At 74.9% G+C, this 9829-nt stretch carries 9 protein-coding genes; 7 read left to right on the forward strand and 2 right to left on the reverse strand.

Annotated features, from left to right (window positions below; genetic code table 11):
- Positions 1-245: 245 nt before the first annotated feature.
- Together NT8_RS24815 and NT8_RS24820 are read left to right on the forward strand one after the other, a co-directional pair.
- Positions 246-887, forward strand: a complete 642-nt coding sequence (locus tag NT8_RS24815) for an NAD(P)-dependent oxidoreductase (RefSeq protein WP_067974472.1) — start codon at positions 246-248, stop codon at positions 885-887.
- A 111-nt stretch (positions 888-998) separates the two neighbouring features.
- The gene (locus NT8_RS24820; protein WP_449406621.1) at positions 999-2612 is read left to right on the forward strand and encodes a cell division protein PerM; all 1614 of its coding nucleotides are present in this window, start codon (positions 999-1001) and stop codon (positions 2610-2612) included.
- Between the two features lie 30 nt (positions 2613-2642).
- Here the strand turns inward: NT8_RS24820 and NT8_RS24825 are convergent, their stop codons facing one another.
- The gene (locus tag NT8_RS24825) at positions 2643-3062 is read right to left on the reverse strand and encodes a hypothetical protein (protein ID WP_067974475.1); all 420 of its coding nucleotides are present in this window, start codon (positions 3060-3062) and stop codon (positions 2643-2645) included.
- 288 nt (positions 3063-3350) lie between these two features.
- Here NT8_RS24825 and purN point away from each other — a divergent pair, with 288 nt between their 5' ends.
- From purN to NT8_RS24840, 3 genes are read left to right on the forward strand one after another with little or no spacing between them, the layout of a single operon-like run.
- The gene (purN, locus tag NT8_RS24830) at positions 3351-4004 is read left to right on the forward strand and encodes a phosphoribosylglycinamide formyltransferase (RefSeq protein WP_281203528.1); all 654 of its coding nucleotides are present in this window, start codon (positions 3351-3353) and stop codon (positions 4002-4004) included.
- A complete protein-coding gene (gene purH, locus NT8_RS24835; protein WP_067974480.1) occupies positions 4001-5563 on the forward strand; it encodes a bifunctional phosphoribosylaminoimidazolecarboxamide formyltransferase/IMP cyclohydrolase in 1563 nt (520 codons plus the stop codon). The genes purN and purH overlap by 4 nt, the downstream gene beginning before the upstream one ends.
- A gap of 27 nt (positions 5564-5590) precedes the next feature.
- The gene (locus NT8_RS24840; protein ID WP_067974483.1) at positions 5591-6442 is read left to right on the forward strand and encodes a bifunctional methylenetetrahydrofolate dehydrogenase/methenyltetrahydrofolate cyclohydrolase; all 852 of its coding nucleotides are present in this window, start codon (positions 5591-5593) and stop codon (positions 6440-6442) included.
- A 53-nt stretch (positions 6443-6495) separates the two neighbouring features.
- Here the strand turns inward: NT8_RS24840 and NT8_RS24845 are convergent, their stop codons facing one another.
- A complete protein-coding gene (locus tag NT8_RS24845; RefSeq protein WP_067974486.1) occupies positions 6496-7101 on the reverse strand; it encodes an FHA domain-containing protein in 606 nt (201 codons plus the stop codon).
- Positions 7102-7581: 480 nt separating this feature from the next.
- Between NT8_RS24845 and NT8_RS24850 the strand changes: the two genes are divergently transcribed.
- Together NT8_RS24850 and NT8_RS24855 are read left to right on the forward strand one after the other, a co-directional pair.
- Entirely contained in the window at positions 7582-7953 is a 372-nt protein-coding gene (locus NT8_RS24850) for a DUF3017 domain-containing protein (RefSeq protein ID WP_084469258.1), read from the forward strand.
- 246 nt (positions 7954-8199) lie between these two features.
- On the forward strand, positions 8200-9417 hold the full coding sequence (locus tag NT8_RS24855) for an NADP-dependent isocitrate dehydrogenase (protein WP_067974491.1): 1218 nt from the start codon (positions 8200-8202) through the stop codon (positions 9415-9417).
- The last annotated feature ends 412 nt before the right edge of the window (positions 9418-9829 follow it).

Consider the following 9829-nt stretch of genomic DNA (forward strand, 5'->3'; position numbering starts at 1 on the left):
GCCAAGCTGGCGCGCGCCCACTTCTCCTAGTCCGCGCCCGCCGCACGCCCCTCGGGGCGGCGCGCGCGCACGACCCGGACGGCCCGGCCCCGCCCCACCCGGCGGGGACCGGGCCGTCCGCGTCCCGCGGCCGTGCGGCCCCGCGGCCCCGGACCGCGCGGGGCGCCCTACGATGAACCCGAGAACCGCCCCGGCGCGGCGGCCCCCGCCGCCCGCGCCCCGGGGCCGACACGGGGTGAGGCGACATGGGCGCGAGACTCGTCATCTTCGGTGCGTCCGGCGGCACCGGCCGCATGCTGGTCGAGAGGGCGCTGGCCGCCGACCACCGCATCACCGCGGTCGTCCGCGACCCCGCCCGCCTGCCGCTGCGCCACGACCGGCTCAGCACCGTCCAGGCCGACGTCATGGACACCGGGGCGGTCGCCGACGCCATCGCCGGGTCCGACGCGGTCCTGTCCGCCCTCGGCGCCTCCTCCCGCACCTCCCCGCCGCTGTGCCGGCCCGCCGTCGCCAACATGGTCCGCGCCATGCGCCACGGCGGCCCCGCGCGGCTGATCGTCGTCAGCGCCGCGCCCGTCCAGCGCGACGGCCGCGGCGAGCGCCTGCTCTACCGCGCCGCCGCCAAACCGGTGCTGCGCGCCGTCTTCCGCCGCACCTACGCCGACCTCGCCGCCATGGAGCGCGAGGTCCGCGCCAGCGGCCTGGACTGGACCGTGTTCCGCCCGCCCCAGCTCACCGACGCCCCCGCGACGGGCCGCTACCGCACCGCCCTCGACGCCTCCGTGCCCGGCGGGTACCGGATCTCCCGCGCCGACCTGGCCGCCGAGATGATCCGCAGCATCGAGGCGCGCCCCACCTACGGCCGCACCATCGGCATCGCCTACTGACCGGCCCGCCCGCCGGGCGCCGCGCCGGATAGCACATCGGCGGGCGGACCGGTGGGCGACACGCCCGGGCAAAGCGGGCCCCGCCGGGCGCCCGGCTGGCAGCATGGCGGGGTGAGCGCTCCCGCACATCCTTCCCGTAAGCGCGGCGGGGCCGCCGCGACCGCCCGCCCGCCGCGCGACGGCGGCCGCGCCCCGGCCGCCCGCGCCGGCGGCGGACGCGGCCGGCGCCCCGCGGCGCCCGACGGCGACCCGCCGCGCCCCCTCTACACCGCCGGCGGGTTCGCCGCCGCCTGGGCGGCCGGCATCGGGCTCGCGGTGCTGATGACCATCACCCTGGTCGGCTGGGTGGCCGCGCCGCACGGCACGTTCGGCGAGGACATCGCCGACCTGTTCCGGGCCGCGGTGCAGGGCTGGCTCGTCGGCCACAACGTGGGGTTCGGCATCCCGGGCGGGCGGGTCACCATGCTCCCCCTCGGCCTGGTGGTGCTGCCCGGCCTGCTGCTCTACCGGGCGGGGCGGTGGATCGCGCGCAGCTGCGACCTGCCCCGGCTGCGGCACGTGTTCCGGGCCGCGCTGGCCGTCGCCGGCCCCTACGCGGCGATCTCGGGGACGCTCGCCCTCATCGCCCAGACCGAGTACGTGCGGCCGAGCATGTTCCAGGCGCTCGTCGCCGGGTTCGTGCTGGCGTTCGCCTTCGGCGGCCTGGGCGCCCTCGTCCAGATGCTGCGGGACAAGGGCATCCCCAAGCGGCGGCTGCTCGACCTGATGCCCGCCCGCTCCCGGTCGCTGCTCGTGGGCACGGCCAGCGCCACCGGGGTCCTGCTGGCCACCGGGGCGCTGCTGTTCGGGACCGGGCTGGGCGCCCGGCTCGACGAGGCGGTCGCCATCACCCAGGAGCTGGCGCCGGGCTCGGTGGGCGGCGTGCTGCTCGTCGTCACCCAGCTCGTGTACGTGCCGAACGCGCTGGTGTTCGGGCTCTCCTACGCCGTGGGCCCCGGGTTCGCGCTGGGCGCCGACACCATGGTCGCGCCGACGGGCGTCTCCGTCGGGGCGCTCCCGCTGTTCCCGATGCTGGCGGCCGTCCCCGAGAACGGGCCGGCGCCCGTGCTGTCGCTGCTGGCGCTGGCCGCCCCGCTCGCCGCGGGCGCGGTCGGCGGGGTGCTCACCCAGCGCAGCGCCCCCGACGTGGTCAGCGAGGCCGCCCCGCTGTGGGGGTTCGTGTGCGGGGTGAGCACCGGGCTGGTGTGCGCGGCGCTGTGCGTGCTGGCCGGCGGCCCCGTGGGGGCGCACCGGCTGGCCGAGGTCGGGCCGTCGGCCTGGCAGGTCGGGCTCATCACGGCCCTGGAGGTCGGGGTGGCCGCCGCCATCGCCGCCTGGGTGGCGAACTGGCGCTACTACCGGGCCGAGGTCGGAACCGACGCCGCCACCGGGATTCGTCCCGCGTCCGGCGCCGCCGCCCGGCCGGCCCCGGACCGCCCGGCCGCGACCGGGCGCCCGCGGCCGGTCCCGGCGCCCCGCCGGTCCGCGCCCGCCGCCGAACGGCCCGCGCCCGCGAACGGTCCGGAGCCGGAGGCGCCCGCCGGGCGCCGCCGGCCGCGGCTGCTGTCCGGCCTGCGCCCGCGCCGGGCGCGCCGCGACGACGCCGACGACGACGCCGAGGAGCTGTACGGCATCACCTACGAGGCCGACCCCGCACCGGCCGACCCCGACCCGCGGGACGGCTGAGCGCCGCCCGGCGCGGGGCGGGGACGGGCGTCAGGCGCCCGAGCCGGTCAGCGCCGGGCCGACCTCCGGCGGCAGCCCGCGGGCGGTCAGCGCCTCGCCGAACGCCTCGTCGCAGGCGTCCTGGGTGGCCACCGTCAGCGCCCGGGTCGAGCAGTCGCGGTAGTCGGTGTACTCCGTCCAGACCATGGCGTAGAAGGCGATCGACGACACCGACAGCACGACGCCCACCCAGCCCAGGACCATGCTGAGCAGCGCGCCGGGGGCCTGCCCCCGGTTCGCGCGGGCCGCGCGGCGCGCCTTGCGGCCCTGGAAGATCGCCAGCGCGGAGAGCACCACCCCGTAGGGCGGGAGCAGCAGTCCGGCCGCGGAGAAGAAGAGCGCCCACAGGCCGCCCCGTTCCACGTGCGGCTGCCGCCCGTCGGCGTTGGTCTCCGGCGGCTCGTTGGTCACAAGGGGCTCCCTCAAGACGGTGCCTGTCGGCTGAAGCGGATGGGGGGCGGCGCGGGCCGGCGCCCGCGCCCACGGGACCGCACAGTACGGGTCCTCTCCGAGTAGACGCTACCTGGCGCGATAGGCTTGCCACGCGGACGGGGCGCGCAGCGCCCGCACCGCACCGTCCACGGGCCGCCTCCGGACCGTTCACGGACACCCGCCCCCCGGATGCCGCGCGCCCGTCCGCGCCCCCGGGGGACGGCGACGCGGCCGTTCCGCAGCGCCTTTCCACGAGGAGGAAGCACACTGTCGGCGCGAGTAGTCGTTCTCATCTCCGGTACGGGGAGCAACATGGCCGCCCTGCTCGACGCGGCCGCCGACCCGGCGTACGGTGCGCGCGTCGTCGCCGTCGGGGCCGACCGCGACGGGGCGGGGGGGATCGACCGCGCCCGCGCGGCCGGCGTCCCGACGTTCACCACGCGGTTCGCCGACCATCCCGACCGGGCGCGGTGGAACGCCGCCCTGGCCGAGCGGATCGCCGAGCACCGCCCCGACCTCGTGGTCTCCGCCGGGTTCATGCGCATCCTCGGCCCCGAGACCGTGGGCCGGTTCCCCGTCATCAACATCCACCCGGCGCTGCTGCCGGCCTTCCCCGGCGCGCACGCCGTCCGCGACGCGCTCGCCTACGGGGTGAAGGTCACCGGCGCCACCGTCCACTTCGTCGACGAGGGGGTCGACACCGGCCCCGTCATCGACCAGGTCACCGTCCGGGTGGAGCCCGGCGACGACGTGCACACGCTGCACGAGCGCATCAAGGCCGTCGAGCGCGGCATGCTGGTCGACGTCGTCGGCCGGCTGGCCCGCGACGGCTGGACCCTGGACGGCCGACACGTGCGGCTGGGCCCGACCGGGCCCGGACCGCTTCCGACATCCCGCGACGTTGCAGAGGAGAACCGGTGAGTCAGCAGCCTATTCGGCGTGCGCTGATCAGCGTGTACGACAAGACCGGGTTGGAGGAGCTCGGCTACGGCCTCGCGGAGGCCGGGGTGGAGATCGTCTCCACGGGCTCGACCGCCGCCCGGCTGACGGCGGTCGACGTGCCCGTCACCCCCGTCGAGGACGTCACCGGCTTCCCCGAGTGCCTGGAGGGCCGGGTCAAGACCCTGCACCCCAAGGTGCACGCGGGCATCCTGGCCGACCGCTCCAAGGCCGAGCACCGGGCCACCCTGGAGGACCTGGGCATCGCCCCGTTCGACCTGGTGGTGGTCAACCTCTACCCGTTCCGCGACACCGTCGCCTCGGGCGCCTCCCCCGCGGAGTGCATCGAGAAGATCGACATCGGCGGCCCGGCCATGGTGCGCGCCGCGGCGAAGAACCACGGCGACGTCGCCGTGGTGGTCGACCCCGCCCGCTACGACGACGTCATCCAGGCCGCCCGCGGCGGCGGGTTCACCGTCGACCAGCGCCGCCGCCTGGCCGCGCAGGCGTTCGCCCACACCGCCGGCTACGACGCGGCGGTGGCCGCCTGGTTCGCCGCCGACTACGCCCCCGACGACGTCGCCGAGCAGACCGGCTGGCCGGCGTTCCACGCCGCCGTCTACGAGCGGGCCGCCACCCTGCGCTACGGCGAGAACCCGCACCAGCACGCCGCCCTGTACACCTCCGACGAGGCCGCGGGGCTGGCCGGGGCCGAGCAGCTGCACGGCAAGGAGATGTCGTACAACAACTACGTCGACGCCGACGCCGCGCTGCGCGCCGCCTACGACTTCGCCGAGCCGTGCGTGGCGATCATCAAGCACGCCAACCCGTGCGGGATCGCGGTCGGCGCCGACGTCGCCGAGGCGCACGCCAAGGCGCACGCGTGCGACCCGGTGTCGGCCTTCGGCGGAGTGATCGCCGTCAACCGGCCGGTGAGCGCGGCCATGGCCGCCCAGGTCGCCGACGTGTTCACCGAGGTGCTGGTGGCGCCCGGGTTCGAGGACGGCGCGGTCGAGGTGCTGACCCGCAAGAAGAACATCCGGCTGCTGAAGGTGGCCCCGCCGGACCGGTCGGCCCGCCCCGAGGCGCGGCCCGTCAGCGGCGGGACGCTGCTGCAGAGCGCCGACCTGGTCGACGCCCCCGGCGACACCCCGGCCGGCTGGACGCTGGGCACCGGGGAGCCGGTGGACGACGCGGTGCTGGCCGACCTGGCGTTCGCGTGGCGGGCGGTGCGGTCGGTGAAGTCCAACGCGATCCTGCTGGCGGCCGACCGGGCGACGGTCGGGGTCGGCATGGGGCAGGTCAACCGGGTCGACTCCGCGCGCCTGGCGGTGTCGCGGGCGGGCGACCGGGTGCGCGGCGCGGTCGCGGCCAGCGACGCGTTCTTCCCGTTCCCCGACGGCCTGGAGGTGCTGGCCGAGGCCGGGGTGCGGGCCGTGGTGCAGCCGGGCGGTTCGGTGCGCGACGGCGAGGTGCTCGCCGCGGCCGAGCGCGCCGGGGTCGCGGTGTACCTCACCGGCACCCGGCACTTCTTCCACTGATCCGCCCCGCTTGAGCTAGGAGACCCGATGACCGCACAGATTCTGGACGGCAAGGCGACCGCCGCGGCGATCCGGGCGGAGCTGACGGACCGCGTGGCCGCGCTGCGCGCCAAGGGCGTCGTCCCGGGGCTGGGCACGGTCCTGGTCGGCGACGACCCGGGCAGCCAGTCCTACGTCCGCGGCAAGCACCGCGACTGCGCCGAGGTGGGCATCGCGAGCATCCGGCGCGACCTGCCGGCGACCGCCACCCAGGAGGAGGTCGAGGCCGCCGTCGCCGAGCTGAACGCCGACCCGGCGTGCACCGGCTACATCGTTCAGCTCCCGCTGCCCAAGGGCCTGGACGAGAACCGGGTGCTCGGGCTGATCGACCCGGCCAAGGACGCCGACGGCCTCCAGCCGGTCAACCTGGGCAGGCTGGTGCTGATGGAGGAGGCCCCGCTGCCGTGCACCCCGCGCGGCATCGTGGAGCTGCTGAACCGGTTCGGCGTGCCGCTCAAGGGCGCCGAGGTCGTGGTGGTGGGCCGCGGCGTGACGGTGGGCCGCCCGCTGGGCCTGCTGCTGACCCGCCGCAGCGAGAACGCGACGGTCACCCTGTGCCACACGGGCACGCGCGACCTGGCCGAGCACACCCGCCGCGCCGACATCGTGGTGGCGGGCGCGGGCGTGCCGGGGCTGATCACCCGCGACATGGTGCGGCCCGGCGCGGCCGTGCTGGACGTGGGGGTGACCCGCACCGAGAACGGGCTGGTGGGCGACGTGGCGCCCGACGTGCGCGAGGTGGCCGGCCACGTGGCGCCCAACCCGGGCGGGGTGGGCCCGATGACCCGGGCGATGCTGCTGGTCAACGTGGTGGAGGCCGCGGAGCGTCTGGCGGGCTGACCCGCGCGGTGGTGCTGGCAAGGGGCCTCTGTCCGGGGGAGGCCCCTTGTGGGCTAGCTGGCCTTGCGTTCCCGGTCCAGCACCGGCATGGGGCGCACCAGCCCGAGCGCGACCACCTCGTTGGCGAGTCGCGTCCGGCGGTTGGGCCCCTCGGGGATACGGAACTTCTGGTAGAGGCGCAGCAGGTGCTGCTTCACGGCGGCCTCGGTCACGACAAGGTCTTCGGCGATCTCCCGGGCCGTGGCGGGGGAGACGAAAGCTTCATCGGAGAGAGCGGGGCGGCAGAGCGACGTGAGGACGTCGAGCTCTCTCCGGGTGAGTTCGGGAGCGGCCCCCCGGCGCAGTTCCACGTCGGGGTTGAGTTCCTCCCGGGGCAGGCCGCCGATCTTGCACCGCGCGCTCCCGAAGCTGAGGACGTCGCCCTCTTCGAGGACCCGGCGTGCGATGGGGCGGCCGTTGACCCTGGTGCCGTTGCGTGACAGGCCCAGATCGACGACGTAGACGTAGGGACCCCGGCGCACCAGCTCCGCGTGGAGCTGGGAGACGCTGGGATCGCTGAGCCGGATGTCGGCTCCCTCGCCGCGGCCGACGGTGGTGACCTCTGCTGTGAGTTGCTGTACGTCCCCGCTTTCCTCGACCCGCATATAGGGCCCGTCCACGGTTGTTCCTCCCAGTGTGGGGCGCGGCCTGTGAGGGAGTGCACGGTGGGGCGTGGCGGGACGTCGTGTGTCGGAGAGGGTTCGGTTCGGCGTTGCTGGTTGAGTGGGATTCATGGGGGTGGTCCTCGCTCACCGTGGCACTCGTCTCCTCACTGGTTACCCGGGCGGTGCGGTTTCTACGCGCTTACTGCCGAGTTAGACAGTCATCCCGGCAGGTTTACGGGATTTCCGGGAATAGGGACGGTCCGGTGGGCGGATCGGGTGGGGACCGTTTCCGGAGCGGCGTGCGGCGGGCGGTGTCGCGTCTCACTACAATGAGGGCGGCCGCGGCCGGTGCCCCCGCGCGCGGGCCCGGCACCGCGGGGCCCCGGCGCCCCGCCCGCCCCGGTTCCGGCCGCCCGGCGGCCGCCGCGGCCGCTCCCGGTCCGGGGCCGCGCCGGCGGCCGGCCGCGAAAGGTGTGCGCGAGCGTGAGGTCAACGGTGAGCCGAGAAGCGGTGGAGGAAGCGGTGGCCCCCGAGGCACAGGCGCCCGACGAGGGCCCCGGGCCCGGCGGGCCCCGGCGGCCCGGCCCGGCCGAGGAACCGCCCGGGTGGCTGGCCCAGGTGCCGTACTTCCTCGTCCTCGCGACCATGTCCGCCGGGATCGTGGTCGTCGCCGCGGCCTACTTCAAGCGCGGGCCGGCCATCATCGCGGGGGCGCTGCTGCTCGCGGCCGCGTTCCGGTTCCTGCTGCCGCCCGAGCGGATCGGCATGCTGGCGGTGCGCAGCCGGTGGGTCGACATCGTCACGGTGACCACCCTGGCGGTGCTGCTCATCGTGCTTGCGTGGGTAGCGCCGCAGTTGTCGGCTTAGCCGTCTAATAAGCTTGATATCGAGATACCGCACACGTTCGATCGGCGGAGCCGCCGACGGCCCGGCCGGAGCCCGATCCGGGGCCCCGGGGCCGGGGAGTCCGCGGCTGTGCGGCGAGCTCACGGGGCACGGCGCGGACGCACGCCGGTGCCGCGGCCGGCGCCCGCTGGGGCGCCCCGGAGCGCGGCCCGCGGCGCACCGCCGGGCCCCCAGCCACAGCCGAAACGAGAGGACAGCCACACAGCCATGGCCAAGATCAAGGTTGCCAATCCCGTAGTCGAGCTCGACGGCGACGAGATGACCCGCATCATCTGGTCGTTCATCAAGGAGCGGCTGATCCTGCCGTACCTCGACGTCGACCTGAAGTACTACGACCTCGGCATCGAAGAGCGCGACCGCACCGACGACCAGATCACGGTCGACGCCGCCAACGCCATCAAGGAGTTCGGCGTCGGCGTGAAGTGCGCCACCATCACCCCGGACGAGGCGCGGGTCGAGGAGTTCGGCCTCAAGAAGATGTGGCGCTCGCCCAACGGCACCATCCGCAACATCCTGGGCGGCGTGGTGTTCCGCGAGCCGATCATCTGCGAGAACGTGCCGCGGCTGGTGCCGGGCTGGACCAAGCCGATCATCATCGGCCGCCACGCCCACGGCGACCAGTACAAGGCGAGCGACTTCAAGGTGCCCGGTCCCGGCACGGTGACCATCACCTACACGCCCGAGGACGGCGGCGAGCCCATCGAGCTGGAGGTCGCCAACTTCCCCGAGGGCGGCGGCGTCGCCCTGGGCATGTACAACTACCGCAAGTCCATCGAGGACTTCGCCCGCGCCAGCCTGAACTACGGGCTCGACCGCGGCTACCCGGTGTACATGTCCACCAAGAACACCATCCTCAAGGCCTACGACGGCATGTTCAAGGACGTGTTCGCCGAGATCTTCGAGACGGAGTTCAAGGAGAAGTTCGACCAGGCGGGCCTGACCTACGAGCACCGGCTGATCGACGACATGGTCGCCGCCGCGCTCAAGTGGGAGGGCGGCTACGTCTGGGCCTGCAAGAACTACGACGGCGACGTGCAGTCCGACACCGTCGCGCAGGGCTTCGGCTCGCTGGGCCTGATGACCTCGGTGCTGCGCACCGCCGACGGCCGCACCGTCGAGGCCGAGGCCGCGCACGGCACGGTCACCCGGCACTTCCGCCAGCACCAGCAGGGCAAGCCGACCTCCACCAACCCGATCGCGTCCATCTTCGCCTGGACCCGGGGCCTGGAGCACCGCGGCAAGCTCGACAACACCCCCGCGGTGACCGGGTTCGCCACCACGCTGGAGGACGTGGTCATCAAGACCGTCGAGGGCGGCCAGATGACCAAGGACCTCGCCCTGCTCGTCGGCGGCGACCAGGAGTGGCTCACCACCGAGCAGTTCCTCGCCGCGCTGGACGAGAACCTGCAGAAGCGCCTGGCCTGACCCGGCGCCCGCGCCAGGGCCGCTCCCCCGCTGAAACGGCGGGGAAGCGGCCCTCGCCGTTTTCCGGGTTTCGCCGCGCGGAGGGCCGGTCGGATGCGATGATGGAGCACATCGACACGGACGGTGACCGGGCCGCGCTGACGGTGAAGAACGCCACGTCAAAGCGATTCGCGTAGTTCGCGAACATTGCCCTACATTGGGAGTATCCGCCCCGTTGGAAACGACGGAGCGGTGGTCTCGACCTCCGTGTCGAGACGAGGTCTTCGAGACCGACGTGCCGGCCACGCGCCCGCTGGGGGGTAGGCGCGCGGGGTGCGGAACGTCAAGGGGAGGGCCCGTCGCCTTCGGGTGGCGGGCCCTTTCCCTTGCCTCGGTCGGAGACCTCCGCCGCGGGCGGCCGCCATGGGCGGCC

The sequence above is a fragment of the Nocardiopsis trehalosi NBRC 14201 genome, assembly GCF_001552555.1.
GTDB classification, from domain to species: domain Bacteria; phylum Actinomycetota; class Actinomycetes; order Streptosporangiales; family Streptosporangiaceae; genus Nocardiopsis_B; species Nocardiopsis_B trehalosi.

Coding starts and splice junctions, on each gene's coding strand:
- NT8_RS24855 (WP_067974491.1), top strand. CDS start 8,200: ATGGCCAAGATCAAGGTTGCCAATCCCGTAGTCGAGCTCGACGGCGAC.
- NT8_RS24840 (WP_067974483.1), top strand. CDS start 5,591: ATGACCGCACAGATTCTGGACGGCAAGGCGACCGCCGCGGCGATCCGG.
- NT8_RS24815 (WP_067974472.1), top strand. CDS start 246: ATGGGCGCGAGACTCGTCATCTTCGGTGCGTCCGGCGGCACCGGCCGC.